This window comes from Arcobacter sp. ISO1 (genome assembly GCF_058105185.1).
The window spans coordinates 2,278,095-2,304,162 of record NZ_CM176573.1 but is presented as its reverse complement, the minus strand read 5'-3'; the positions used below and the strand labels follow the sequence as shown (position 1 = coordinate 2,304,162).

Annotated in this window: 26 protein-coding genes; 6 read left to right on the top strand and 20 right to left on the bottom strand. The window is 28.9% G+C overall.

All coding sequences use genetic code 11. The annotated features are described in order from the left end of the window. Nucleotides 1–12: 12 nt before the first annotated feature. The 14 genes from AC2TY9_RS11470 to AC2TY9_RS11405 form a co-directional block, all read right to left on the bottom strand. The gene (locus tag AC2TY9_RS11470) at nt 13–381 is read right to left on the bottom strand and encodes a response regulator (protein ID WP_489777626.1); all 369 of its coding nucleotides are present in this window, start codon (nt 379–381) and stop codon (nt 13–15) included. A gap of 238 nt (nt 382–619) precedes the next feature. After that, nucleotides 620–2,803, bottom strand: coding sequence for a polyribonucleotide nucleotidyltransferase (locus AC2TY9_RS11465; protein WP_489777624.1), 2,184 nt, complete (start codon nt 2,801–2,803; stop codon nt 620–622). Next, nucleotides 2,804–3,460 (bottom strand): phosphoribosyltransferase, encoded by a 657-nt coding sequence (locus tag AC2TY9_RS11460; protein ID WP_489777622.1) that lies wholly within the window; start codon nt 3,458–3,460, stop codon nt 2,804–2,806. Between the two features lie 3 nt (nt 3,461–3,463). Further along, nucleotides 3,464–5,563 (bottom strand): LPS-assembly protein LptD, encoded by a 2,100-nt coding sequence (locus tag AC2TY9_RS11455; RefSeq protein WP_489777620.1) that lies wholly within the window; start codon nt 5,561–5,563, stop codon nt 3,464–3,466. Further along, nucleotides 5,556–5,987 carry an RDD family protein gene (locus AC2TY9_RS11450; RefSeq protein ID WP_489777618.1) on the bottom strand — a complete coding sequence of 144 codons (432 nt, stop codon included), beginning with the start codon at nt 5,985–5,987 and terminating at the stop codon, nt 5,556–5,558. The genes AC2TY9_RS11455 and AC2TY9_RS11450 overlap by 8 nt, the downstream gene beginning before the upstream one ends. Nucleotides 5,988–6,001: 14 nt before the next feature. Continuing rightward, on the bottom strand, nt 6,002–7,270 hold the full coding sequence (gene purD, locus AC2TY9_RS11445) for a phosphoribosylamine--glycine ligase (protein WP_489777616.1): 1,269 nt from the start codon (nt 7,268–7,270) through the stop codon (nt 6,002–6,004). A 241-nt stretch (nt 7,271–7,511) separates the two neighbouring features. Beyond that, nucleotides 7,512–8,147 (bottom strand): uroporphyrinogen-III synthase, encoded by a 636-nt coding sequence (locus tag AC2TY9_RS11440; RefSeq protein WP_489777614.1) that lies wholly within the window; start codon nt 8,145–8,147, stop codon nt 7,512–7,514. Continuing rightward, nucleotides 8,140–9,729, bottom strand: coding sequence for a SulP family inorganic anion transporter (locus AC2TY9_RS11435; protein ID WP_489777612.1), 1,590 nt, complete (start codon nt 9,727–9,729; stop codon nt 8,140–8,142). Before AC2TY9_RS11435 ends, AC2TY9_RS11440 begins: the two co-directional genes overlap by 8 nt. Nucleotides 9,730–9,755: 26 nt before the next feature. Further along, a complete protein-coding gene (gene der, locus AC2TY9_RS11430; RefSeq protein WP_489777610.1) occupies nt 9,756–11,189 on the bottom strand; it encodes a ribosome biogenesis GTPase Der in 1,434 nt (477 codons plus the stop codon). 74 nt (nt 11,190–11,263) lie between these two features. Then, complete coding sequence (hpf, locus tag AC2TY9_RS11425) at nt 11,264–11,806, bottom strand: ribosome hibernation-promoting factor, HPF/YfiA family (RefSeq protein WP_489777608.1); 543 nt, start codon at nt 11,804–11,806, stop codon at nt 11,264–11,266. A 173-nt stretch (nt 11,807–11,979) separates the two neighbouring features. After that, nucleotides 11,980–14,226, bottom strand: coding sequence for a DNA translocase FtsK (locus tag AC2TY9_RS11420; protein WP_489780432.1), 2,247 nt, complete (start codon nt 14,224–14,226; stop codon nt 11,980–11,982). A 10-nt stretch (nt 14,227–14,236) separates the two neighbouring features. After that, a complete protein-coding gene (lpxD, locus tag AC2TY9_RS11415) occupies nt 14,237–15,184 on the bottom strand; it encodes a UDP-3-O-(3-hydroxymyristoyl)glucosamine N-acyltransferase (protein ID WP_489777606.1) in 948 nt (315 codons plus the stop codon). A 31-nt stretch (nt 15,185–15,215) separates the two neighbouring features. Beyond that, nucleotides 15,216–15,713: an acetolactate synthase small subunit gene (gene ilvN / locus AC2TY9_RS11410; RefSeq protein WP_489777604.1), complete on the bottom strand. Its 498-nt coding sequence runs from the start codon at nt 15,711–15,713 to the stop codon at nt 15,216–15,218. After that, on the bottom strand, nt 15,706–17,400 hold the full coding sequence (locus tag AC2TY9_RS11405; RefSeq protein ID WP_489777603.1) for an acetolactate synthase large subunit: 1,695 nt from the start codon (nt 17,398–17,400) through the stop codon (nt 15,706–15,708). The genes ilvN and AC2TY9_RS11405 overlap by 8 nt, the downstream gene beginning before the upstream one ends. Before the next feature lie 147 nt (nt 17,401–17,547). Between AC2TY9_RS11405 and AC2TY9_RS11400 the strand changes: the two genes are divergently transcribed. Continuing rightward, nucleotides 17,548–18,360, top strand: coding sequence for a flagellin N-terminal helical domain-containing protein (locus AC2TY9_RS11400; RefSeq protein WP_489777601.1), 813 nt, complete (start codon nt 17,548–17,550; stop codon nt 18,358–18,360). Here AC2TY9_RS11400 and AC2TY9_RS11395 read toward each other — a convergent pair. Genes AC2TY9_RS11395 through AC2TY9_RS11385 form a run of 3 tightly spaced genes read right to left on the bottom strand, consistent with a single transcriptional unit; the run spans nt 18,353 to nt 20,957 of the window. Next, a complete protein-coding gene (locus AC2TY9_RS11395) occupies nt 18,353–19,267 on the bottom strand; it encodes a Ppx/GppA phosphatase family protein (protein ID WP_489777600.1) in 915 nt (304 codons plus the stop codon). The genes AC2TY9_RS11400 and AC2TY9_RS11395 overlap by 8 nt on opposite strands. A gap of 11 nt (nt 19,268–19,278) precedes the next feature. Continuing rightward, nucleotides 19,279–19,836: a CDP-alcohol phosphatidyltransferase family protein gene (locus AC2TY9_RS11390; RefSeq protein ID WP_489777598.1), complete on the bottom strand. Its 558-nt coding sequence runs from the start codon at nt 19,834–19,836 to the stop codon at nt 19,279–19,281. Beyond that, nucleotides 19,836–20,957, bottom strand: a complete 1,122-nt coding sequence (locus AC2TY9_RS11385) for a GGDEF domain-containing protein (RefSeq protein WP_489777596.1) — start codon at nt 20,955–20,957, stop codon at nt 19,836–19,838. Before AC2TY9_RS11385 ends, AC2TY9_RS11390 begins: the two co-directional genes overlap by 1 nt. Nucleotides 20,958–21,060: 103 nt before the next feature. Here AC2TY9_RS11385 and AC2TY9_RS11380 point away from each other — a divergent pair, with 103 nt between their 5' ends. From AC2TY9_RS11380 to trxC, 4 genes are all read left to right on the top strand, one after another. Then, nucleotides 21,061–22,605, top strand: coding sequence for a SulP family inorganic anion transporter (locus AC2TY9_RS11380; protein ID WP_489777594.1), 1,545 nt, complete (start codon nt 21,061–21,063; stop codon nt 22,603–22,605). Nucleotides 22,606–22,695: 90 nt separating this feature from the next. Continuing rightward, a complete protein-coding gene (locus AC2TY9_RS11375; protein WP_489777592.1) occupies nt 22,696–22,983 on the top strand; it encodes a hypothetical protein in 288 nt (95 codons plus the stop codon). Further along, nucleotides 22,973–23,224: a flagellar basal body rod C-terminal domain-containing protein gene (locus AC2TY9_RS11370; RefSeq protein ID WP_489777590.1), complete on the top strand. Its 252-nt coding sequence runs from the start codon at nt 22,973–22,975 to the stop codon at nt 23,222–23,224. The genes AC2TY9_RS11375 and AC2TY9_RS11370 overlap by 11 nt, the downstream gene beginning before the upstream one ends. A 1-nt stretch (nt 23,225) precedes the next feature. Further along, nucleotides 23,226–23,657 carry a thioredoxin TrxC gene (gene trxC, locus AC2TY9_RS11365; protein WP_489777588.1) on the top strand — a complete coding sequence of 144 codons (432 nt, stop codon included), beginning with the start codon at nt 23,226–23,228 and terminating at the stop codon, nt 23,655–23,657. Nucleotides 23,658–23,660: 3 nt separating this feature from the next. Here the strand turns inward: trxC and AC2TY9_RS11360 are convergent, their stop codons facing one another. The 3 genes from AC2TY9_RS11360 to AC2TY9_RS11350 are packed head-to-tail and all read right to left on the bottom strand — an operon-like array spanning nt 23,661 to nt 25,649. Then, the gene (locus AC2TY9_RS11360) at nt 23,661–24,395 is read right to left on the bottom strand and encodes an N-acetylmuramoyl-L-alanine amidase-like domain-containing protein (protein WP_489777586.1); all 735 of its coding nucleotides are present in this window, start codon (nt 24,393–24,395) and stop codon (nt 23,661–23,663) included. Nucleotide 24,396: 1 nt separating this feature from the next. Then, nucleotides 24,397–24,891, bottom strand: coding sequence for a 2-thiouracil desulfurase family protein (locus tag AC2TY9_RS11355; protein WP_489777584.1), 495 nt, complete (start codon nt 24,889–24,891; stop codon nt 24,397–24,399). After that, nucleotides 24,891–25,649, bottom strand: a complete 759-nt coding sequence (locus tag AC2TY9_RS11350) for a PP-loop family protein (RefSeq protein ID WP_489777582.1) — start codon at nt 25,647–25,649, stop codon at nt 24,891–24,893. The genes AC2TY9_RS11355 and AC2TY9_RS11350 overlap by 1 nt, the downstream gene beginning before the upstream one ends. Before the next feature lie 144 nt (nt 25,650–25,793). On the opposite strand from AC2TY9_RS11350, the gene AC2TY9_RS11345 reads away from it, so the two are divergent. Continuing rightward, a complete protein-coding gene (locus AC2TY9_RS11345; protein WP_489777580.1) occupies nt 25,794–25,994 on the top strand; it encodes a hypothetical protein in 201 nt (66 codons plus the stop codon). The last annotated feature ends 74 nt before the right edge of the window (nt 25,995–26,068 follow it).

Sequence of the window (26,068 nt, the reverse complement as noted above, 5' to 3'; positions counted from 1 at the left end):
TATAACCTTTTTTTATCTACTTAGTACAATATTAACTGCTTTTAACAATTGTTCTGGAACGAAAGGTTTAACAATCCAACCAGTTGCTCCTGCAGCTTTACCTTTTGCTTTCATCTCATCACTTCTTTCAGTTGTTAAAACTAAAATTGGCTTACTTGAATAAGCAGAAAGCTTTCTTAATTCTCCTATAAGTGTTAACCCATCCATATTCGGCATATTTACATCTGTAATTATAAGGTCAAACGTTTGAGCCTTAGCCTTTTCTAATCCATCAACACCATCAACTGCCTCTACAACATCGGTGTAACCACCTTCATTTAATGCATAATTTAGCATATCTCTCAACATTGTAGAATCATCAACAATTAAAAGCTTAGCCATAAAAACCCCTTGTTTTTTAATGAAAAAATATTATTTTTAATATATTAACTAAAGAAATATTAATTTAAGTTTAGTAATTCAATCTATTTATAATGAATTGATAATTGTTGAGATAATAGGAGTTATGGGTATTTTTTAATTAATAATAATCAAAAAAAGAAATAAGTTTTAATAAATATATTAAAATTATTAGTGGGAGGGAATAAAAGCTGAATATGTAATTCAGCTTTTATTCTTGCTATAAAGAACTAGATGCTAATTCTATTCTATCTTTTTTTACTTTTAATACTTTTATTTCCACAGAGTCATCAACGTTTAAAACATCTTCAACTTTTTTAACTCTTTGTTTAGAAATTTTAGAAATATGTAGTAATCCTTCTCCACCTTTTGGTAGTTCAACAAAGGCACCAAAGTCTGCAAGTCTAACTACCTTACCAGTTAAAACTTCATCTACTTGATATAATTTTTCAAAATCTATATTTTTCTTTGGATTATCTCTTCTTGAACTTGCATTATTTGAAATAGTTTTAATATGTTCGCAAGCATCTAAAACATTTTGTTTATTATCACCACTTACTTTTACATTACCTGTATCTCTATCTAAATCGATTGATACAGAGAATTTTTCAATTATCTCTTTTATTGTTGCACCAGCTTTTCCAATAACTACCATAAATTTACTTGGGTCAATTGCAAATTGCTCAATTAATGGTAACGCTTGACTTGGTACAATTTCTAAAGAAGCTTCTTCCATTAATCCTAAGATATGTTTTCTTCCCTCTTTAGCTTGTAATAATGCCTCTTTTAAAACTGATAATTCAATTCCACCAAGTTTAATATCCATTTGTAAAGCAGTAATTCCATCTTTTGTTCCAGCAACTTTAAAGTCCATATCTCCATCATGGTCTTCTAATCCCATAATATCTGTTAAAACTGAGTAGTCATCACCTTCAACAACCATACCCATAGCTACACCAGCTACTAAATTAGAGATAGGAACACCCGCAGCTTTAAGTGCTAAAGAACCACCACAAACAGTTGCCATAGATGAAGAACCATTAGATTCTAAAATTTCAGAAACAAGTCTTACTGTTTCATCATAATCTTTATCAATAGTTGCTTCTAAAGCTTTTTTTGCTAAGTTCCCATGACCTAATTCACGTCTTCCTACACCAAACATAGGTTTCGCTTCACCAACTGAAAAACCTGGAAAGTTGTAATGAACCATGAATCTATCTACATTTGTAGATTTTTCCGTTAATACCTCATACATTTGGCCATCTTTTGGACCAGCTAAAGTACCAACTACTAAAGCTTGAGTTTCACCTCTTGTAAATAAACAAGATGAATGAGTTGATGGTAAGATATTTGTATCAATTGTAATAGGTCTTACATCTCTTAATCCTCTTCCATCTGCTCTAACTTTATCATTTACAATCATTGATCTAACTGCTTCTCTTTTTACAATAGAAACAGCCTCATAAACAGTTGCAAATTCAATTTCATTTGAAACACAATATTCATCTTTTGAAATTAATTTTGCAACATCTTTAAGTTCTGTAGCTCTTTCACTTTTTGCTAATCTTTTTAATGCTTCTTTAACATTAGAATTGTAGTTATCTTTTACATAATTAATTATTTTTTCATCAATTGTAAACTCAACTAATTCAACTTCACAAGGCTCTTTACATACTGATTCAAAAGCTTTTTCATAAGTTTCATTAGATTCTTTTAAAGCTTCTTGTGCTACTGAAATTGCTTCAACTAATTGATCTTCACTCATTTCATTTGTTTTGTGAAGTTTAGAAAATGCTTCAATATCAACTTCAACCATCTCTTCAGATGAGACAGCTTTCATCTCAATCATTAATAGCTCTTCTTTAGATCCAGCAACATAAAGGTCTAAAGTTGACTCCTCTAATTGAGAGCATGATGGATTAACAACATATTCACCCTCAATTTTAGCAACCCTAACACCTGAGATTGATTTTTTAATTGGAAGGTTAGATGTATAAAGTGCAGCACTTGCAGCATTTAAAGCTAAAGCTTGTAAATCAACATCTTTATCTGCACTTAATACAATTACAGTAATAGTTGTAGGGTATACATATCCTTTAGGGAAAAGTGGTCTTAAACTTCTATCTATAACCCTTGAAGTTAAAGTTTCAAACTCACTTGGTTTTGCTTCTCTTTTTATAAATCCACCTGGCAGTTTTGCAGCAGCATATGTTTTTTCTACATACTGAACAGTTAAAGGAGTAAAGTCTTCTTCAACTGGGTTATCAAATTCACTTACAACCGTAGCTAGAACAACAGCATTTCCTAATCTTGCTAATACAGACCCATTAGCTTGTTTGGCAACCTTCCCAAACTCAAATATTTCTTGTTTCCCATTCAACTCAAATTCACACACTGTTGACATCTAATTTCCTTTTTCTCTATATTTTTTTACATCATCGTAAGTTAACATTTCCAACTCATCATAATAAAAATCGATACTAATAAAATGATCAAGATTTTTTACATAATAAAGGTCATCTGCAATTGATTCTATTGTAGAAATACTTGCAGTTGGTAAAATTGGTATTGCCACTGAAACTGACTTTGCTCCAAGATGAATTGCTGTTTTAATACAAGCCATCATTGTTAAACTTGTATTTAAGCCTTCATCAATAAGTAAAACATTTTTGTTTTCCAAATCTTTTAATTTTGTACCTTTTCTAAACTTGTTTACACAAGAAGAGAGTTCATTATCAAAAATATATCTAGATTTTGAGAAAACAAAATCTAAACTAATTTCAAAAGCTTTAGCTAACTCTTCATGAATTACAACTTCTTCAGTTTCAGTCACAATAGCAATTTCACACTCATCGTTATTAGGTGAAAATATTTTCCTTGAAAACATTATATCAAGTTTTGCATTTAATTCATTGGCAATTATCTCTGCAATTGGGTATCCATTGTATGAACTTGCAATAACTGTCCAGTCTTCTAGTTTCATTTTATTAATAGGAAGAATATCAATAAGTCTATATGCGGCCACATCTCTATTTTTAAAATATATTTTGTCTGGCGTCATATTCTATTTATCCTTATTTATTTCATACTCTTGCATCACACCACCTAAAGGTTTTAAGAATAGTTCTATGTAGACAATATCCTGCTCAATTGGATCTGAGGTAGTAGTAGAAGCTGCAGTAATCTCATTTTCATATTTTACATTTAAATCCCAACAACTATCATTTATTGAAAATTTAAATGATTGCCTTGTTCTTAAATTTTCTTCTAAATTGTATTTTGTACTATATCCAATAGAATATCTATTTGATAGTTTATATTTAGAATCAAATGTATATGATTCTAAATCTTCATCGAATCCTGCATTAGCTGATTTTCTAGCTAAATAATGACCAAGTTTTAAATAAAGATTATTATAATCTAATGAAAAAGAAGTTGAACTTTCTACAAACTTTTTATCTTGTTGATTATATATAAACTTGTTTTTCATAGAACCAAGAATATAATTATATACAATCTCATTTTCAAGGTTTTGTAACTTTGGATTATCTTCTTCATATAAAATAGTTTGTTTGATTTTATGTTTTACAATCTCTTTTAAACTATCTTTATCATAAAAAGTATGATTTAAACCAAAAGCTATAGTATCTTCTGTTTTTGCAACAGGAAAAGAATTTAAATCAGAAAATGAAATATCACTGTTATAATATAAATCCCCGTTTTCTTTTATTGTATTAGCTTTATTGAAATCTGTAAATAGGTTTATAGAATGGATATATTCATCATATGGTTTTATCAAATCACTATTTAAAGATAATGTTGTATTACTCTCAGCAAAAGTTCCATCTTCATAATTAGTTGTCGAAAAATTACTGTAATTGAATCTATTTACAGAAAAAGAATGCTTAAATTCAAAATTTAAATAATCATCAAATAATGAAAGTGAATATGATAAAGGAACACTAAGTTCATATTGATTTGCACTTATACCATCACGTCTATGATGATTTGTAACTTTTAAATCTGCTGAATACAATAGTTTATCTAAAAATAAAGGTTTTGAATAACCATGTAACTGAACCTTTGGTAACTCTTGTAAAGTAGTTGCATTTGAATCTTTTGTAGTATCAATATAATATCTAAAATAAGAACCTAAGAAATAATTTGGTGTATTGTAAACATAATTGATTCTAGATTCAATTTTACTTTCAATATCATCTTTATACTTTTCATCCTCTAAGGTTTTATATTCAATATCATTTAAATAGTTTAAATCTACATAAATACCATCAGTTGTATCAAGTTTTTTACCATTGAATAGATTATATTTTTCATATTTTAAATCAAAACCATAGTGATTTGAATTTCTTAAATTATACTCTTCAACGTAGTCACTTTTCTCTTTAAAGTATCCACCACTTAACTCAAAAATTGAATCAGCAGAATCTGCATATCTAAAATATGTATATAAACCTAATCCTCTAGCAGATCTAATTTGAGGTATAAATTCAATATCATAATTTTTTTCTGGAGCAAAATATATTGGTTGAGAGAAAAAAGTTCCTTCTGAAGAAGATAACCCAAAACTAGGCATTAATAATCCTGTTCTTCTAGATTTATCAGTAGAAAAACCTAAATAAGGAGCATAAAATAAAGGGATGTTTTTCATATATATTCTTGGATTATAAATATTAATCCATTTATCTTCAGTATCATAATCTGCACTAGAAGATCTGATACTCCAATCAGGATCAACACAATCACAACTTGAAACAATAGAATCTTCTATATAAATTTTTTCTTGTCTTTTATCAGACTCATTTGAACTAATCCAAACAGAAGTAGTTTCATCATAATACATTGTTGGTTTCTGATAAATTCCATCGTTTTTCATATCTAAAAAAGCATAGTCACTCTTTGATTGAACGTTATTATTTCTTAAAATCATAACATCATCAAATAACTCAAAAGTTTCTTTTTCTTTGTCATAAATTATTTTTTGAGCAGTAATATAATAGGTTTTAGAATAAATTACTACATTACCAGCTGCAACAACTATATTGTTCTTTTTTGTTTTTACATCATTAGCAATAATTTCAAATTTTTCATTTTGTGCATGTAAAGAAACAACTAAAATAATTGTAGCAATAAAATTTCTAAGCATTAACGACTAAAGTCCTTCCAATTTTGTCATGAAGTGTTTGTCTTCCATCATTGAAAAAAGCAAAAATAAATCCAATATAAAAGAACATCTCACTAATAATTCTAAGAATAGATCTAGTCATTGCTGTAACTATTGAGACTCTTCCAAAATGATTATAATCAATAACTTTAATTTTAGTTACTATCTTACCTATAGTTGCCCCATAATACCACACAAAAAAAGTTTGATATATAAATTTTAAAAATAAAACTTGCCATACAAATTGATTCATTATGGCTAAAAGTGTCACTAAATCATCACCTGTACTTGATATACTTCCCCAATACATTGCAATAACGATAAATGTAATAAGAAAATCGTCAATAACAAAAGCTAAAGTTCTTGAACGTATTGTTGCTAATTCTAAATTATTAGTGTTATTCATTTATAACAAATCTCTTATTTAAGTGCTTGATATGCAATATCAGTTCTACATTTTTTACCAGCAAAATGAACTTGCCCACAAAGTTTATATGCCCTATCTCTTGCTAGTTTGATTGTTTCCCCAAAACCAACACAAAGAAGAACTCTTCCACCTGTTGCAAAAAGTTTATCATCCTCTTTGCTAACCCCTGCATATGAGATATGTGTATTATTTAAAATCTCTTCATCAACTATCTTATCAACTATAATTTCAGCAGCAGGGCTAGAACCATATGGATAGTTTGAACTTGCCATTACAACAGCAACTCCATATTCATTTTTTATTTTTATATCTAATTTATCAAGCTGTTTAGTTGCACCTTTATAGAATAAATCAGATACTGGTGTTTCTAATAAAGGCATTAAAATCTCACACTCTGGATCACCAAATCTTACATTATATTCTAAAATAATTGGCTCACCATTTACAACCATTACACCAATAAATAGAACACCTTCAAAAGGAGCCCCCTCTTTTTTCATACCCTCTAAAGTTGGCTTAATTACTCTCTCTTCAACTTTTTTATAAATATCATTATTTACTAAAGGAGTTGGGGCATACGCTCCCATCCCTCCAGTATTTGGTCCAGTATCACCATCCCCTACTCTTTTATGATCTTGAGCAGCTGGTAATACTTTGTAGTTTTCACCATCACAAATAGCAAAAATAGATAATTCATATCCATCTAAATACTCTTCAACAACAATTGAAGTTCCAGCATCTCCAAAAGATTCTCCACTTAACATATCAGATGCAGCTTGCTTCGCTTCTTCTTTGCTTTGAGCTATAATCACACCCTTCCCTGCACATAAACCATCAGCTTTTACAACAATTGGTTCATTCATAGTATCAATAAAATTATGAGCTTCTTTTACAGAGGTAGTTTCTATAAACGCTGCTGTTGGTATGTTATACTTTTTAAGAATATTTTTCATATATACCTTTGAACCTTCAAGCTGTGCTGCAGCTTTACTTGGACCAAATACTGTTAAACCATTTTCTTTAAATATATCAACAACACCATCTACTAATGGAGCTTCAGGACCTACTATTGTTAAATCAATATTGTTTTCTTTTGCCCATTGTGCTAATTCATTATAATCTTTAATATTTATATTAGTACCTAAATTGTCAGTTGCACCATTTCCTGGCATAAAAAATAAGTTATGATTTTCCTCTTCTTTAGAAATAGCTAGTCCAATAGAGTATTCTCTACCACCAGAACCAAGTATTAAAATGTTCACTAGATTGTCCTTAATAATGAGTAATAAAATTAATCCAAGCAGCCGTTAACCATCAAAATGGCCCACAAAAGCCAACGTTAGCAGATAAGAATTATACTTCAGGAACAGAATTACAAAAGTAAACGTTCAACACCATATAAATTACAATTATCCACAAAAATATAGTAACGGACCCTCAACGATGGAAATCCCGCACTACTTAGATTATAATAATTCTAGCCAATTTCGTTTAAATAAAAGATTAAAAAGTAACCATTTGCGATAGTTTTATACACTCTTCAACTGATGTAACAGGGCTTATTTTAAAATTGACATAATTAGGTAAATATTTTGAAGTGGTTTTACCTATTACAATTGCTTTAAAACTTTTATCCCAAGAATAGTTTTTAAAAAAACAATTAACGCATGATGGGGAAGTAAATATTATAGTCGAGTCTTTTTCTATGTCTACTTTTAATCTATCATTACAAATAGTTTTATAGCTTATTAGTTCATCTATATCTATATTTGATTCTTTTAATATATCTACTAAATTTGAAGCAACTTTTTTTGCTCTTATGTAAAGAGTTTTTTTATTTTTTAGTCTATCTTTTAATTCATTTGCAAAATCATTACCATGTCCACTTGAACCTGTATATTCTACCAATCCACCACTTTCAGATATTACATCAGCTGTTTTTTTAGCTATGGCATAACAAGGTATTTTTACCCAATCTTCATTGAAACTCTTTAAAGAATAAATTGCATTTTTTGAAGTAATAATTAAAGCATCATATTTTTTTAAATCTACATTAGATGGGATATACTCTATTTTAAAAACTTCTAAATTTATAACTCCATCAAATTTTTGATTATTTAAAAGGTATGTTTTAGCCATTTACAATCTGTCTGTGTTGTACATAATTTACAGCATCATCAATGTTAGTAAATATTTTTATTTTTTTAAATATATCTTCTCCATCTAATTCCATTATAGTTTTTCTATGTCTGTATTTTGAGATGAAAATTACATTTATCCCTCTTTTATTCAATTTGTCAATTATATTTTCTAAAATAAAAATTGCCGATAAATCCAATGAAAATGCATTTTTAAAATCAATTATAATTGTTTTGATATTATCGTCAATTTTATCAATTTTTTCATCTAATGTTGATGCTGTACCAAAAAACAGTTCACCATTTATCTTAATAATATGAATAGTGTTATTATTAATATCAATATCAAAAGATGATTGTTTTATATTTCTAACTGTTTTTATTTGAGTACCTTTTGATACTTTATAAATAGCCATTATTGAAGCAATTGTTATACCAACTCCAACTGCCATAATTAAATCTACAAAAATTGTTAGAAGTAATACTGTAACCATTACTAATAAATCTCTTTTATTTACTTTTTTTATAATCTTAATAAATTTATAGTCAAGTATATCAACCCCAACTTTTATTAAGATACCTGAAAGTACAGCCAATGGTATTTGAGATGCTAATGGAGCTAGAAATAAAACAATGAGTAGTAGTGTTAAAGCATGAACCATTCCTGAAATTTTTGTAGTTCCACCACTATTGATATTTATAACTGTTCTCATGGTAGCCCCAGCTCCAGGAATTGCTCCAAAGAGTGAGCATATAGAATTTCCAATACCTTGTCCAATTAATTCTTGATTTGGTCTATGTTTTGTTTTTGTCATATTATCAGCAACTAAAGAAGTTAACAATGAATCAATAGAACCTAATAAAGCTAAAGTAATAGATAGTGTAATTATCTCTTTTAAATTTACAAAACTAAAACTTACAGGTAATGCAAGTTCTGGTAATCCAGTGGGAATTTCACCAATTTTAGGTACATCTAAATTTAAATAAAAAGATAAATATGTTACAGCAATTAACGCAATTAATGCTGGTGGAACTATCTGTCTAACTTTCTTAGGGGTTAAAAACATTATCCCTAATGTAATAGAAGCAATTATTAGTGCATCTTTATTAGTTTGAGATATTGAATTCATTAAATTTAACACAGTTAATAGTATGGAAGGTTGTGAATCTACCCCTAAAAAAGGATTTAATTGTAAGATTATAATAATTATACCCACCCCACTCATAAAACCTGAGATAACGGGATAAGGAATAAACTGAATCCATTTACCAATTTTTATAACTGCAAATGAAATCTGAATTAAGCCAGAAAGAAATATTATTGTCATAACAGTATTAATATCACCAGGAAAAGCAGCTATAGCAGTAGCTGTTACAACTGTCATGGGTCCAGTTGGTCCTGATATTTGTGTTGAAGTACCACCAAAAAGCGCAGCAAAAAAACCTAAGATGATAGCACCATATATTCCTGCAATTGCTCCTGCACCACTTGCAACACCAAAGGCTAAAGCCAAAGGTAATGCAACAACGGCTGCTGTAACTCCACCAAGTACATCATTTTTAAAATTGTTAATACTAATCATCTAAAACTCTCCCACTTAATGAGTTTTTAAAAGTCTTCTATATCTTCCTCATTCTCTTCTCTTTGGCCTTTTCCTCTAGCTACAACATGTATAGGTGTACCTTCAAAGTTTATATTGTCCCTTAAGAAGTTTATTAAATATCTTTTATAAGAAAAGTGTAAAAGCTTTGGTTTATTCATGATAAGTGCAATTCTTGGAGGTTTTGTCTCAAATTGCGTAGAATAATAAATTCTAAGATAGTTACCTGCTGGACTTGGAAGTGAATGTCTAATTACAGCAGTCTCAATTGCTTTATTTAGTGTTGAGGTAGGAATTCTTTGGCTATAGTTTTCATAAATTTCAACTAATTTATCTTTCAATCTATCTATACTTCTACCTGTTTTTGCTGAGACTGCAATAATTGGTGCATAATATAAAAACTTAAATTTTCTTCGCACCTTTTCTTCAAACTCTTTAAAATCTTCTCTATTTTTATCCCATTTGTTTAAAACGATAATAGTCCCTAATCCGTATTCATCTACCAAACCAGCAATTTTCTCATCTAAATCATATAACTCTTCAGATGCATCTAAAACAACTAAAGCAAGATTTGCAACTTCAAGCATCTCTTTCGTTCTCATTAAAGCAAATTTTTCAATCCCTTCAATTTTACCTCTTCTTCTTAAACCTGCTGTATCAACAAAAGTAATATTTTTGTCTTTATACTCAAAAGATTCATCCACAGGATCAATAGTTGTACCTGCAATTGGAGAAACAACTGATCTTTCTGCTCCAACAAGTGCATTTAAAATTGAAGATTTTCCAACATTTGTTCTACCTATGATAGCAACTTTTATCTCACCATCATCTTGGAAATCAGCTGACTCATTTATATCTTCAACTGGGTCTAAAAACTCTTCTAAATAATCATCATCATCTACTTCGTAGTTAATAATTTCCTCTTCAACTCTTGGAGGTAATTTTTCCCAAATCCATTCAACTAAAGTTTTTGTACCTCTATTGTGTGAAACAGATATACCAAAAAGATTATCTTCATCAATTCCAAATTCAAAGAAAGCCCAAAGTCTTTCATCTTTTTCTTTGTCATTATCTATTTTATTTACTACTAAAGCTAATTTTTTACCTAGAGTTTGAAGCTCATAAAATAATTCTTTATCCTTTTCATCTGGTATCTTTTTACCATCGACCATAAAAAGTATTATATCAGCCTCTTTAGCACACTCTACTGCTTTTCTTTTTACATTTGAGAAGATTGCATCATTTGTCTCATCTATTCCCCCTGTATCAAGCATAAGGGCATCTCTATCAAGTATTTCAACTTCATGTTTTCTAATATCCCTTGTTGTTCCTGCCATATCAGAAACAATAGCAATTCTTTTCTTTGCAATTCTATTAAATAGTGATGATTTTCCAACATTAGGTTGTCCAATCAATGCAATTTTTTTTAGTTCGTTTGTCATGTAAACTTTTTTCCTTTAAAATAAAAAAGGTATTAGCATTAAGCTAATACCTTTGAGAAACATCAAATTATATCTTAATATAATCCAAATTTTCCTTCGTCTTTTGATTTATATAATACTCTCATATTATCATCTTTGTCAAAGAATACTTTAAATTGAGCATCAGAACCTTTTAAATCATCTAATGCCTCTTGAATATCCATTGGTTTATAAGAAGTAAGTCTTACCGGGAAGATTTCATCTTCAAATTTCTCTAGCTCGTTAGCTATTTGATCTTCAATCTCTGAAGCCGTAACTTCTGTTAATTTTGTAGCTTTATGACCCGTGATTTTATCATGGTGTCTTCTTAAAACTTTTGAAACTCTATCTACAGCGATATCAATTGCTGAATATAAATCTTTATCTTTTTGTTTTACAACAACAGTATCTAAATGTGCGATATTTAACGTAAATTCAAAAGTAAATGCTTTTCTTCCATTTTTTTCTTCTTGGTCAATAATTGCGTTTACAGATATAATATCTAAATTATATTTTTTGAAAATCTCAATTGAACTATTAACATAATCTTTAATAGGTTCAGTTAATTCTATGTGTCTTCCTACAATACTTGTATTCATAACATACTCCTTTTGCTTATATAGTAATATTATTTTAACATAGTAATTATTAATTATAACTACTATTTTGCGAAAAGCTTTAATAATACCTAGAAATTGGAGAAAGTTGTATGTTTAAATCAGTAATTTTTAATTTTAGTCGGGAAAATTAATTTTATAAAATAACAAAAGGCTTAAAGAAGTATTTCTCTGTTACCTTTTGTATTAGCTTCACTTAAAACTCCAGTTTGTTCTAATTGTTCAACAATTGTAGCAGCTCTATTATAGCCTATTCTAAGTTTTCTTTGAATATAAGAGATTGAGGTTTTTTTATCTGTTAATACAACCTCTTTTGCATCTTCATATAGCTCATCTAAGTCACCTAAATCTAAAGAATCACCTGAACCTGAAAGATTAGAATTTTCTTTATTTTTTACAAAATTCATATCATATTCAACTTCTCTTTGATCTTTTAAGAAATCAACAACACTTTCAATTTCAGTTTCAAGTGACCATGGAGCATGAAGTCTAACAAGTCCTGACATTCCAGGAGGTGTAAATAACATATCTCCTCTACCCAATAATGATTCTGCACCCATTGAATCTAAAATAATTTTAGAGTCAACTTTTTGCCCTACTTTATATGAAAGTCTACTTGGTAAATTTGCTTTAATAAGTCCTGTAACAACATCAACTGATGGTCTTTGAGTAGCAACTATTAAGTGTATACCTGAAGCCCTTGCCATTTGAGCAAGTCTTGCAATTGAATATTCTACATCTTTACCACTAGTCATCATTAAGTCAGCTAACTCATCAATTACTACAACTATATAAGGGATAGTTTCATATCCATCTCTTTTTGCTTTATCATTATAGCTTTCAATGTTTTTTGTTTTTGTTTGAGACATTAAAGTATATCTTCTCTCCATTTCAGAAACCATATTTGATAAGGCATTAATAGCATCAGTTGGTTTTGTTATAACTGGAGTTAATAAATGTGGTATTTCGTTATACATTGAAAACTCAAGCATCTTTGGATCTATCATCACAAGTCTTAAATTATCTGGTGAATTCTTGTATAATAAAGAAAGAATCATAGCATTTATACCAACAGATTTACCAGAACCTGTTGTTCCGGCAATTAGTAAATGTGGAAGCTTTTTAAGATCTGTAACAAAAGGTTTTCCAACAATATCTTTTCCTAAAATCATTGTTAGTGGAGACTTTGCATTCTGATAGATTTCACTTTCAAGTAATTCTCTAATATAAATAGTTTGCATATCATCATTTGGAACCTCTATACCAACAACATCTTTACCAGGAATTGGTGCTTGAATTCTAATGGTTTGAGCTTTTAAAGCCATTGCTAAATCATCTTGTAAATTTAGTATTTTAGAAACTTTTACATTTGGTGCAGGCTTAAATTCAAAGGTTGTAACAACAGGTCCTGTATATGTTCTAACAACGTCACCTTCAATTTTAAACATTAAAAGTTTTTCAAGTAAATCTTCAATTTTCTGATCAATTTGTGCTTCAGAAATTCTTGATTTTTTATCTTTTGGTGCTTCTTGAAAAAACTTAGTTGATGGTAATTCAAAATCTTTAGGTTTTTCAGTACCTCCTAGCTCAATTTCTTCTTGAAGTTTCTTATTTTCTTCTAATTCATCAACAATAACTGCATGTGGATGTTCATCTTCAGAAGTTATTTTTATTTCATCTATATTTATCTGATCTTCAAAAAGTGAAGTTTCTTTTGCTTTAAGATTCTCTTGATGTTCATCAAGTGGAATAATATTCAAATCATCTGTTTTAATTCCAGAAACACTTTCATCAAGCTCTTCTATTACTATTTGAGCGACATCACCCTCTTCTTTAATTGAAACATTTTCTTTTGTAACAGGAGTTGTTTTTACTCTTTTTTCCCTTTTTTTACTTTCTAATCTTTTAGGTTTAACAGTTGTGTTAACTCTATTAAAAGTTGGCATTTTTGGAATTATTTTTTTTGGATTTATATTTATTTCAGTATCATCTAGTAAAATCAAACAAGAGATAATAAACGAAATCAAGACAAAAAACCAAAGTCCTGCAAGACCTATAAATGGAAACATTGAATCAATTATATAATTACCAATATCTCCACTATAAATCCCTTTTTCCATCACTAAAGATTGAAATGTAAGTAAAGAGATTAGTAGCAAAACTACAGAAGAAACTTTGATGGAAAACTCTTGCCAATCAAAATTCTCTTTAAAATTTATTATATATAATGGATATAAAAATAGTAGTAAATAGATATATGATAAGAATCCAAAATATCTATGGGAAAAATCAGAAAATACAGTTCCAACAGTCCCTACACTAGTTTTATCTCCAATAAAAGTAGCATATTCAAAATAAACAATAATAAAAAGGAAAATTAGTGATAAAATTTTTTTAACTATTTTGAAGCCTTTATTTTAATAACTTTGCAATTTTTCCTTGAAGTCTAAGCCAAGATCTATGTTCCATAATTGGAAAGCCTGCCCATTGTTTCTTAGGTACAGTAATAGATTTTGTAACTCCACCACGGGCAGATATTGTTGTAAAAGGCGCGACTTCTAAATGCCCAGTTGTAGCACTTTGACCACCCATTACAACATATTCATTTAATATAGTTGAACCAGAGAGACCAACTTGAGTAACCAAAATTGAACCTTGACCAACTTTACAATTATGTGCAATATGAACCAAATTATCAATTCTTACACCATCTTCTACAATAGTTGATTGGAAAACGGCCCTATCAATTGTACAATTTGCACCTATTTCGACATCATTTCCAATAATAACATTTCCATTTTGGTAAATTTTAATATATTTTCCATCTTTTCTATTCGCAAAACCAAATCCATCGCTTCCTACAACAGTTCCAGCATGGATTATTGAATCACTGCCAACTTTACAGTCTCTGTAAATTGTTACATTTGGATAAATAATAGTATTGTCCCCAATAGTTACATTATCACCAATAAAAGCACCTGCCATAATAGTAGAATTTGATCCTATAATTGAACCTTTTCCTAAATACACATTTGGCATTATAGTTGTGTCTTCACCAATAATACAATCTTCACCATTTGTTTCAACAATCTTTGGAGCAAAAAGTTTTGAAATATAAGCTAAAGATAAATATGGCTCATCACAAACTAAGGCAATTGTATTTTCTGGAACTTTTGAAACAAATTCCTCTTTTACTAAAACCGCAGCTGCTTTTGTTTTTTCTAAATCGTTTATATATTTTTTATTTTCTAAGAAAGTTAATTGATTTTCATTTGAATCAAGAAGTGTGTTAAGACCTAAGATTTCAATATCATTATCACATTTTATATTTAAAGTTTTAGCTATTTTATTTAGTTTCATTTAAATCCTTAAAAAAGATAAGAGAAAACTCTTATCTTTCCATTGCTACTACACCACTTTTTACTACTTCAAGTGGTCTAAATTTATTCATTATATTTGTAAAGTTTGCAATTCTATGTGGTTCATCAGTTGCTGAAATCACAATAGCTTCATCGGTAACATTTTGAATATGACCGTTATAAGCCCTTGCAATAACTTCAATATCACTTAGTGGTTGATCAATTGGTATTTTAATCAATACAGTTTCTTTTTCTATAACATTTTGATGTTCGTTAACTTTTAATACTGGTATTAACTTATTCAATTGCTTAACAATTTGATCAATAACTCTTTTGTCTCCAGTTGTAACAATAGTCATTCTAGAGTATTCACTTCCTGTGATTGGTGCTACAGTTAAAGAATCAATATTATATCCCCTTGCAGAAAATAGTCCAACAATTCTAGATAAAACATTGTGTTCATTCATCACAATTACTGAAATAACTTGTCTTATTGTAGTTGAGTCATAATAGTGGTTGAAATTATTCATTGCTATCTCCTATAAGTGTCATTTCATTTAATGCATGTCCATTTGGTACCATGGGCAATACAATCTCATCTCTTGCTACTACTACATCAATCATTGCAGGTTTTTTCTTTTCAATTGCATCTTTTAATGCCTCATCAAACTCTTTTTTAGTCGTAACTCTATAACCAACTCCTCCAAATGATTCAACAAGCATTTTAAAATCTGGTTGTACAGAAAGATCTGTTTCAGATATTCTATTTTCATAAAATAATGTTTGCCATTGTCTAACCATACCAAGATAATTATTATTTAAAATAATATTTATAACTGGTAAATCATATTCAACACAAGTCATTAACTCTTGGATATTCATTAAAATTGAACCATCTCCCGTGAAGTTAATAGATACCTTGTCTTTATTTCCTCTAGCAACACCCATAGCTCCTGGAAGACCAAATCCCATTGTTCCTAAGCCACCAGAAGTATTCCATTGTCTTGGATAGTTAAATGGATAAAATTGTGCAGCCCACATTTGATGTTGTCCAACATCAGTAGAGATTATTGCCTTATCCCCTAAAACTTCTCCAACTCTTTGGATTACCCACTGAGGTTTAACTACAGAATCAGAATCATTAAATCTTAAAGGTTCTTTTTCTCTATACTCTTTTAAAAGTGCAACCCAATTATCATATTTATTAAATTCCATCTCTTTTACAGCATCTATCATACCTTGAACTGTAACTTTTAAATCACCAACAATTGGATAATTTGTATCTACAAGTTTTGCAATTGAAGCTGGGTCAATATCAACATGAATAACCTTTGCTTTTTTGGCAAATTCATCAAGTCTTCCTGTTACCCTATCATCAAATCTTGCCCCAAGAGATATAATACAGTCTGTATCATGAGCCGCCATATTTGCAGCAAACTCACCATGCATTCCAAGCATACCAATTAATAAATCGTGGTGATGCCCCATAACTCCTCTAGCCATCAAAGTTTCAACTACAGGGATATTAGCAAGTTCTGCAAACTCTCTAATCTCGTAAGAACAATTTGATAAAATTGCACCACCACCTACATAAAGTAATGGCTTTTTAGATTTTGCAATTGCGTCCATTGCTTTTTTTAACTGTCTTTTATTGTAATTAACAGTTGGTTTATATGTAGGTAAATTAACACTCTTTGGAAATTTAAACTCTGCAACTTCAGCTGTGATATCCTTTGGAATATCAACGTGTACAGGTCCTGGTCTTCCTGTATTTGCTATATGAAATGCCTCTTTAATAATTCTAGGTAAATCTTTAATATCATTAACTAAATAATTATGCTTAGTACAAGGTCTACTTATACCAACTGCATCAATCTCTTGAAATCCATCAGTACCTATAATTGTAGTAGGAACCTGCCCAGAAATAACAACTAATGGAATTGAATCCATGTAAGCATCAGCTAGACCTGTGACTGCATTGGTAAAACCTGGTCCAGAAGTAACGATTGCAACACCAACTTTCCCAGTTGATTTTGCATACCCTTCTGCAGCATGTATAGCAGCTTGTTCGTGTCTAGTTAAAATGTGTTGAAAAAAACTCTGTTTGTAAATTTCATCATAGACATTCATAATAGCGCCACCAGGGTAACCAAAAACTACATCTACCCCTTCTTCTTTTAATGATTCCGTAACCATTTTTGCGCCAGTTATTCTCATTGTCTCTCCTGTCATAAATTAGTCAGATATTCTACAAAAATAATTATTAATAAACTCTTTAATGCCCTTAATATAAACATTCAAGTTAATATTAAATTAATCTTAAGTTTAGTAAAATGAAGTAATAATATTAAAAAAGGAGACAGTATGGATATAAATAGTATTAATAATAATGTAGCAAACTCCTTAAACAATGTGCCAAATCAACAAATTGGTGCTTCAAACAAAACAGAAAACATTAGTAGAAATGAAGACTCTTTTTCCCTTTCAATCAATGAATATAACAAAAAAAGAGATGAATTATCTGCTTCTTTACAGACTTTCAATGAAGGTATTGGTGTTGCAGTTACTGCCCAAAGTGGTATCGAAAAACAAAAAGAAACCTTAGAAAAAATAAATGAAAAGCTAACTTTTAGAGAAGAAGATTTACAGAATAATATTGATAAAAATCAAGTTAAAAATGAAATAAATCAAGAGCTTCTAAATTTTAGAGAAATTGCATTTGAAACAACCTATAAAAGAGAAAACTTATTATATGTTGATCAATATGATGAAACAACTTCAATTGATATTTCTACAAAAGAAGCATATTTTTCAATGGATAAACCAAATACTCCTGAAGTAGCTATTGCAGTTGGAAATGCTGTAAATAAAAACGATTTAAATAATCAAGAGCAGTTAAATGAAACAATTGAGACTGTAAAAGAAGCTATTAAAGTACTTGATAATGTTCAATCACAGTTTCAAGATTTAAGAACTAATCTTGTAGAAAGTGCGAGAGAATCAATTCAAGAACAAAAAGATTTAACTAATCAAAATAGAATTACAAAACAATATGACTTCCCAAAAGAAGTTACAGATTTTACTAAATCAAATGTTATTGCAAATGCTGGATATTTAGCTGCGTCACAAGCAAATATTGTTCAAGAGCAAAGTGTAAAACTAGTTGGTGTTAGATAGATTTATTTAAACAATAATCTATTGCAACACCTTCTCTTAAACCATCATCTAAAACAATCGATTCTTTTTTTTCTAAAACTTCAAAAATTGCCTTGTAAATATAAATACCAACTTCAATAAATTCAACTCTGCCACGTCCAACTAATTTTGTTATTGTTTCATTACTTGAGTCTTTAAAGATCTCTAAGGATTCATCTAAATCTTTTATATTTACTATTGTTCCATTAACTTCATCTTTATCATAATGGAAAAAATCTTGCCCAAGTTTTATTGCAGCAATCGTTGTAGGTGTTCCAGCTGTTGCTACAAAAGTAAAATCTTTTAAATTAATATCCAATTCATTCAAAAAAAGATTAATCTCTTTTTTCCAATTTTCTAATTCATCAATTAACTTATCATTAGTTAGATATTTTTGTGTAAGTGTTACAATGCCAAAATTAAAACTTTTTGACTTAAAACTATCAATATCATTTAGAATAATCTCTGTTGAACCACCACCAATATCTAAAAGAACAAATTTAGAAGAGTTTATTTTTTCTCTTTTTAACGCATATTTAACAGCTAAAAGTGTTAATCTAGCTTCCTCTTTCCCATCTATTATCTTAAACCTTGCACCAGTAGTTTTTTCAAAATGTTTTAATACATCATCTCTATTTGAAGCTAATCTCATTGCTGCGGTTGTTACACATACTGCTATTTTTGGATCATACTCTAACTTTTTAGATGAACGTATAATTGCATCAATTACTCTTTCTTGGGCATCAATAGAGATATTACCAGTTTCATTTAAACCATCAGCCATACCAACAACTTCATTATATTCGTCAATAATTTTGTGATTTAAACAATCGTAAATCAAGACTCTAAAAGAATTAGAGCCTAAATCAATAGTCGTTACTTTATTCATATAACAATTTTCTATGGGTGTGGAATTTTCATTTTTGAATTAAGTGAATATCCAATTAATATCATTAAAATAAGTACTACATTTTCATTCATAATTCCAGTTAACCACACAAGATACACTACCCATAGTAAAATTGCACCTAACGGTGTTGGAACACCTGTGAAGTATTTTTCTACTGAGCCCTCTTCGGCATTTATATTAAACTGAATTAATCTTCTTAGCCCTGAAATCACATAATAAATAAAAGCAAATGCAACAAGTGGTGTAAATAGCATAAGTTCTTTTGTATCAATTATCGCAAAGTAGATAAACATAGTTGGAACTATAACAAAAGATAAAAAATCAGCAAAAGAGTCTAGTTGAATACCAAATTCTGTTGAAAGATTATATTTTCTTGCAATTTTTCCATCAACAATATCAAATCCTCCTGCTAACCATGCAAAAAGTGCTGCGGCAAAAAACTCATTATGGGTTAAAAAATATATAGCCATAATACCTGCAGAGATGTTAAAAAAAGTTACCAAATTAGCTAAGTTAAAATGGCTATTTTTATTAAAAAGAAATGTCATTAGTTCCCTTCGTTTTCATAAATTGTATACTGATTTCTACCGTTTTGTTTTGACAGATAAAGCGATTCATCAGCAATCTTGTATAATCTATTACAAGATACATAAGAATTTGCATTATAAATAATAGCTCCTATAGAAATTGTAACAATGTTTGATATTTTACTATTTTTATGCTCAATATTTAATGATTCGATATTTTTGTTAACATCTTTTAAGCATTCTTCTAAGGTTTCTTTATCAATATCAAATAAAATTACGCCAAACTCTTCACCACCTAATCTAAAAACATACTCATAGTCTTTATTGAAATATGTTTTTAAAGAATTAGCTACAGCTTTTAATGTTATATCACCCATATCATGCCCATAAGTGTCATTATACTGCTTGAAAAAATCAATATCTAACATTACAAATGCAGTATTCCATTTATTTGCATTAGAGATAAATGGCATATTGTCAAATATTTGATCAAAGTACTTTCTGTTATAAAGAGATGTCATGGCATCTGTAATTGATTCCATTTTATATTTTTTTGTAAGAATTTTTAATTGATTATCTTTTTTTACAATAGAATAAATAATTAATGCAATAAATAAAAATGATATAAATACTAAAATAACCATATTATAAAAAAGGTAATCTTTCATTGAAGAATACTCTTTTAAAAATGCTTTACGTTTTTTATAAGCTACATTCTTTTCATGTTTTTTTAAAAAATTTATTTTTTTTATAACATCTTTATATTGAAATATTTTTGTCTTATAGTTTAAAGAATTATTTACATCTATACTTATTTTATCAACTACTATTCTTTCTTCATCACCTTTAAAAGCATTGTCATAATAGTTCCACTCTTTTTTTATCTCTTTAAAAAATGGTTCTCTATCACATTTTTTATGTGTTCTCATACAAATAATTAGATTTTCAAAATTATCTTCTATCGTGTGAAGTTTTAATACTGGAATATAGTTACCAAAATAGATATAGTCTATTCTTTTTTTTAATTTATCAATCTGAGAATTGAACATAAAACTAGAAGTAAGTAATGAAATCAAGATTATAAAACTTAAAATAGCTAGTTTAAAAATAGTACTTTTATAAAATTCTTTATTAATTTTCATGGGTGAATTATATCAAATAATTTATTATAAGTGATTATTTTTAACTTAACTTGTGCTTAATAATCTATTGGATATAATCGCGACTTTTAAGAAAGGTATTAATTTGTTAAATATTAAAAATACATTTATAGGTCAATCTGTAAGAAGTGATGTTCTATCTGGAATTGTTGTTGCAATTGCTTTAGTCCCTGAAGCTATTGCATTTTCAATCATAGCTGGAGTTTCCCCATTAGTTGGTTTGTATACTGCTTTTATTTTAGGTTTAATTACAGCTTTAGTTGGTGGTAAAGCTGGGATGATCAGTGGAGCAACAGGAGCTATTGCAGTTGTTCTTGTAGGACTTGGGGTAAAAGTTAAAGAATCTTTGTCCCCTGAAATGTTACAACAACTAAGTGCAAATGGTGAATTATCAACTTATATCTTACAATATATTCTTGTGGCAACAATAATAGCTGGAATAATTCAAGTTTCAATTGGTGCTTTTAGGTTAGGTAAATTAATTAGACTAGTACCACAACCAGCTATGTATGGTTTTGTAAATGGTCTGGCAATTGTAATTGCAATGGCTCAATTTCCACTATTTGAAGGTGAAAATTGGATTATGTATGTACTTGTAGCCTCAACAATGATTATAGTTAAATTTTTTCCAAAAATTTCAACAGCTATTCCTTCAGGATTAGTTGCAATTGTTGTAATTTCTGCAGTAGTTATTGGTATGGATTTAGATACAAAAAGAGTTGGTGATTTAGCAAATATTTCAGGGAATCTTCCAAGTTTTGGAATACCAACTTTACACATAACGATGGAGTCTATAATTACTGTATTGCCATACTCAATTTTAGTCGCTTTAGTTGGATTAATTGAATCATTACTAACACTTTCTGTTTTAGATGAAATGGGTGGAAAAAGAGGAAGTGGAAATCAAGAATGTATTGCTCAAGGAAGTGGAAATATTGTTTGTGGTTTCTTTGGAGGAATGGCAGGTTGTGCCATGATTGGGCAATCTATTATTAACTTTTCAAATGGTGGATGGGGAAGATTATCAGGTCTAACTGCTGCAATCCTTTTAATCTCTTTTGTTGTTTCTTTTTCTTCTTATATTGCTATGATTCCAGTTGCAGTTTTAGTTGGAATTATGTTTATGGTTTCAATTGGTACTTTTGAATGGGAGAGTGGAAATAGAATTAGATTTATGCCAAACTCAGATAAATTTGTTTTAGTTGCAGTTACTGTAATTACAATCTTTGCAGATTTAGCAATTGCTGTAATTACTGGTATTATAATCTCGGCACTTGTATTTGCATGGAATCATTCTAAAGTTAGATCAAGAACATATAGAGAAAATGAGAATACAAAAGTTTATGAATTTGATGGACCTTTATTTTTTGGTTCAACAACTTCATTTTTTGAACTTTTTGATACAAAACATGATCCAGAGAACATTGTATTAGACTTTAAAAATGCAAGAGTTATGGATATTTCAGGTGTTGAAGCTATTGATAACATAACAAAAAAATATGCCGATATGGGCAAAAAACTTGTTGTTAGGCACCTAAGTAAAGATTGTAAACAAATTCTTAAAAATGCTGGTCCATTTTGTACTTACGAAGAGGATGATCCAAACTATAAAGTTGCTATTGACTACTAAAATTTAAGGGATAAAATTAGTTCTATCCCTTTCTTTACTTTTATTTTTTTCTTTGATATAATCCTATAAATATACAAAAATGAGTTCGTTATGGAAATAAATAATAATTTATCAAGTTCTTCTTCAATATACATGCAATTGGCTCAAAATAGAGCACAATTAGCTAGTATTGATAGGCAAGAGATAAGTAAATCAACCCAAGATTCCTATGATAAATTAAATGAATCTAACTCTAGCTATGATAAACAAGAGTATCAAGGAAGCCTAGATGTATCTACTTCTGAAAATGAATTAAGCTCTGTAGATGCGCAAATATCTAGAAGTGCAAATTTAAATAAAATGTTACTTCAAAGTATGGGAGGGAATTATGAGAATTGATAATAATTTAAATGGTATGTTAGCAGCTCAAATGCAAGTAAATCAAAATGCACAAACAATAGCAAGTACAACAAAAAGCTCAACAGATATTGAAAATCAAGAAACTTCAGTTTCAAGTAGTCAAGATTTTACAAACGCTATGGTTGATATGATTCCTCAAACAATAGCTTATGAAGCAAATGCAAACGGGATTAAAACAAAAGATGAGATGATGTCTACAATCCTAGATATAAAGGCTTAAAATGGATAAAATTAATATAGTTTGTCCCCACTGCAAAAAAATAAATTCTATACCAAAAAAAGATTCATATTTAAAAGCAAATTGTGGATCTTGTAAAAATTCACTTCTTGATACAACACCAATTGAATTAGATGATAGTAACTTTGACCATGTTATAGTTAACTCAGAAATTCCAGTTATAGTTGATTTTTGGGCACCTTGGTGTGGTCCTTGTAAAATGTTTGCTCCAATATATAATGAAACATCACAAAAATATCCTTTAAAAGCATTATTTACAAAAGTAAATACAGAAGAACAGCAAAATTTAGGTGCTAAATATGGTATTAGATCAATTCCTACATTAGTTGTTTATAAAAATGGTGTTGAAGTTAAAAGAGTAAGTGGAGCACTTGACCCACTAAGATTAGCTAATTTAGTTAATGAATTTATATAAAGTTTACTTTCTTAAAACTAAAATACCAGGAGTTTTTTTAATATAATCAACAAAAAGTTCATCAACAACTTTTCTGTTAGATTTTTTACTTGAAGCATGTCTAAAATAGATATTGTTATCTTTTTTTATTATCATTCCAGTATGAGTAACATCAAGACCATTTAAGCTACTATAAATACCTATATAATCACCACTTTTTAATTTTTGTAAAAAGTATTTATCTACAAACTGTGGTTCAAGATATTTTATTTCTCTTTTTTTTATATCAATACCTTTTAGATATAAATCTTTATCATTTTTTTTATTTAGATATTTTATTTGTTTTTTTGTATTTTTTGATAGTTTTGAAATGATATTTTTAAAACCATTTTGAGTTATCCAGTCTGTAAAAAAATGGTTTCTATTTTGAAAAGAAATTGTAGAGTTTTTATATCTGAGAGCAATTAGATTTTTTTTAAAGCTTTCAAAATCATTTGAATTTTTAATAGCCTCAATATAATCAACATAGGTAAAGCAGTCAAGATTAGCTAAGTTAATTACTAGCTGTTCTTTTTTTGATGATGAGCCAATTAAAACATTCGCCTTATAAGAAGTGCCAAGAAAAGAACTTGATACTTCATCTATTGATTTTTCTTTTTCTAAAAACTTATTGAAGCTATTTTTATCCCAAATGCCAAGATTTAGCTCTTGTGCAAATAAGGAAAAAACTAAAATAGAAAAAAGAAAAATAAATTTCATATCATCTATTTTCTTTTATAAATTTAAAAAAATCATTCATTTGAGTCTCATTAAAAATAGTTATGCCATTTTCACTAAGAAGTTTTGCTGTTAAGCCTTGTCCATCCATAAGGTTTCCATTAAAGCTTCCATCATATATTTGAGTATTTCCACAAGATGGAGAATTAGATTTTAAAAGTGCAAGTTTTATATCTTCACTTTGACACAACTCAAGGGTGTTTTTAGCACCTAATAAAAAGTTTATAGTTACATCTTTCCCTTCTTTATTTTTTACGATAAAAGGCTTTTGTCTTGAAACTATTTCTGATGGAACTCTAGGAATTGATAATCCCCCACTAACTTCAGGGCAAAATGAGTAAATCTCATTAGAACAAAGTATATCCATAAAACGCTCTTTTTGAGAAAACGTAAAAGAAGAGTTATATGCAATTGATGAATTATCACCATCATATCTAACATTTTCACCTAAAAGGCAAGAAGAAATTAAGATTTTCATTAATCTCTATCCAATAACTCTTTATCAAAAAAAGTTGATGTTTGAATATTGTTAAATGCTGATTTCATTGAGATAAACATTTGAGGATTGTCTTCTTCCATTTTTTCTAAAAGCTCTTTTGTTTTAGCTCTTGCATGTGGCATTTTAATATCAAATCTCATAGCAGGACATGCTTCATCTCCAATAACCATAATCTCATTTGTTTGGGCAAAAGCTCTCAATTGTCTTTCTCTGCAAAAGATAAGTGGTCTAATAACTTCTAAACCATTTTCAGCTTTATAAGCTGGAGGCATAGATCTTAAAGCACCATTATATAAGAAATTCATAAAAAATGATTCCATCGCATCATCAAGGTGATGTCCAAGAGCAAGTTTATTATATCCTTGTTCTAATGCAGTTGAATATAAATACCCTCTTCTCATTCTAGAAAAAAATGAACAAAATGAAGAATTTTTTCTAATTTTCTCTTTTGATAACTCAAAGATTTCAGTATCAATTATCTCATGTTCAATCCCATATTCTTTGCAATGATCAGCTAAAAATTGAACCTGTTCACCCATACCATAAGTAACCGTCACAGCTTTAAACTCAAAATTAAATGGAGTTACTCTTTTTAAATGATTTAAAGCATGAATAAGAGTTGTTGAATCTTTTCCACCTGAAAATCCAACTAATACTTTATCGCCCTCTTTTATAAGTCCATACTCTGCATTTGTCTTACCTACTACTTTTGAAATTTTTTTACTTAACTCTACCAAAATAAATATTTCCTATAATTTTTTCGCGATTATAACATAATTTACTCAAATTTCAATTATGTTAAAAACTAGCAGATGGATTAACTATTATTTTAGGTAATCTTATTATAATTTGAGTCCAAGTTTAAAAAAAAGAATTAATATATGACTCAAGAAGAGATACAAGAATTTAAAGAAACAATCGCTAAGAATATTATGCCACTAGTTCAGAATATGACTGAAGAACAAATCAAAAATACTATTGCAAATGTTGAAAAAAGTAATCCGGATTTACCTAAGGGATTTGGGAGTATGCTTTTCGAGCAGATAATGATTTTAAAATTTATTAGAAAAAGTCAACAATAGATAGAAAGATTAACATTAAAGAAGCAGACAAAAATAATCTATTAAGGAGTGGGAGTAGGAATATAAAGTTTATA

Excerpts from the sequence above, each read along its gene's own strand:
- ilvN (WP_489777604.1), bottom strand. The coding sequence starts at position 15,713 with ATGAATAATTTCAACCACTATTATGACTCAACTACAATAAGACAAGTT.
- AC2TY9_RS11370 (WP_489777590.1), top strand. The coding sequence starts at position 22,973 with ATGAGAATTGATAATAATTTAAATGGTATGTTAGCAGCTCAAATGCAA.
- AC2TY9_RS11440 (WP_489777614.1), bottom strand. The coding sequence starts at position 8,147 with ATGGCTAAAACATACCTTTTAAATAATCAAAAATTTGATGGAGTTATA.
- AC2TY9_RS11470 (WP_489777626.1), bottom strand. The coding sequence starts at position 381 with ATGGCTAAGCTTTTAATTGTTGATGATTCTACAATGTTGAGAGATATG.
- AC2TY9_RS11405 (WP_489777603.1), bottom strand. The coding sequence starts at position 17,400 with ATGAGAATAACTGGCGCAAAAATGGTTACGGAATCATTAAAAGAAGAA.
- AC2TY9_RS11355 (WP_489777584.1), bottom strand. The coding sequence starts at position 24,891 with ATGAAAATCTTAATTTCTTCTTGCCTTTTAGGTGAAAATGTTAGATAT.
- AC2TY9_RS11395 (WP_489777600.1), bottom strand. The coding sequence starts at position 19,267 with ATGAATAAAGTAACGACTATTGATTTAGGCTCTAATTCTTTTAGAGTC.
- AC2TY9_RS11450 (WP_489777618.1), bottom strand. The coding sequence starts at position 5,987 with ATGAATAACACTAATAATTTAGAATTAGCAACAATACGTTCAAGAACT.
- AC2TY9_RS11455 (WP_489777620.1), bottom strand. The coding sequence starts at position 5,563 with ATGCTTAGAAATTTTATTGCTACAATTATTTTAGTTGTTTCTTTACAT.
- AC2TY9_RS11385 (WP_489777596.1), bottom strand. The coding sequence starts at position 20,957 with ATGAAAATTAATAAAGAATTTTATAAAAGTACTATTTTTAAACTAGCT.
- AC2TY9_RS11400 (WP_489777601.1), top strand. The coding sequence starts at position 17,548 with ATGGATATAAATAGTATTAATAATAATGTAGCAAACTCCTTAAACAAT.
- AC2TY9_RS11465 (WP_489777624.1), bottom strand. The coding sequence starts at position 2,803 with ATGTCAACAGTGTGTGAATTTGAGTTGAATGGGAAACAAGAAATATTT.
- lpxD (WP_489777606.1), bottom strand. The coding sequence starts at position 15,184 with ATGAAACTAAATAAAATAGCTAAAACTTTAAATATAAAATGTGATAAT.
- hpf (WP_489777608.1), bottom strand. The coding sequence starts at position 11,806 with ATGAATACAAGTATTGTAGGAAGACACATAGAATTAACTGAACCTATT.
- AC2TY9_RS11345 (WP_489777580.1), top strand. The coding sequence starts at position 25,794 with ATGACTCAAGAAGAGATACAAGAATTTAAAGAAACAATCGCTAAGAAT.
- AC2TY9_RS11460 (WP_489777622.1), bottom strand. The coding sequence starts at position 3,460 with ATGACGCCAGACAAAATATATTTTAAAAATAGAGATGTGGCCGCATAT.
- AC2TY9_RS11360 (WP_489777586.1), bottom strand. The coding sequence starts at position 24,395 with ATGAAATTTATTTTTCTTTTTTCTATTTTAGTTTTTTCCTTATTTGCA.
- AC2TY9_RS11435 (WP_489777612.1), bottom strand. The coding sequence starts at position 9,729 with ATGATTAGTATTAACAATTTTAAAAATGATGTACTTGGTGGAGTTACA.
- AC2TY9_RS11390 (WP_489777598.1), bottom strand. The coding sequence starts at position 19,836 with ATGACATTTCTTTTTAATAAAAATAGCCATTTTAACTTAGCTAATTTG.
- der (WP_489777610.1), bottom strand. The coding sequence starts at position 11,189 with ATGACAAACGAACTAAAAAAAATTGCATTGATTGGACAACCTAATGTT.
- trxC (WP_489777588.1), top strand. The coding sequence starts at position 23,226 with ATGGATAAAATTAATATAGTTTGTCCCCACTGCAAAAAAATAAATTCT.
- AC2TY9_RS11375 (WP_489777592.1), top strand. The coding sequence starts at position 22,696 with ATGGAAATAAATAATAATTTATCAAGTTCTTCTTCAATATACATGCAA.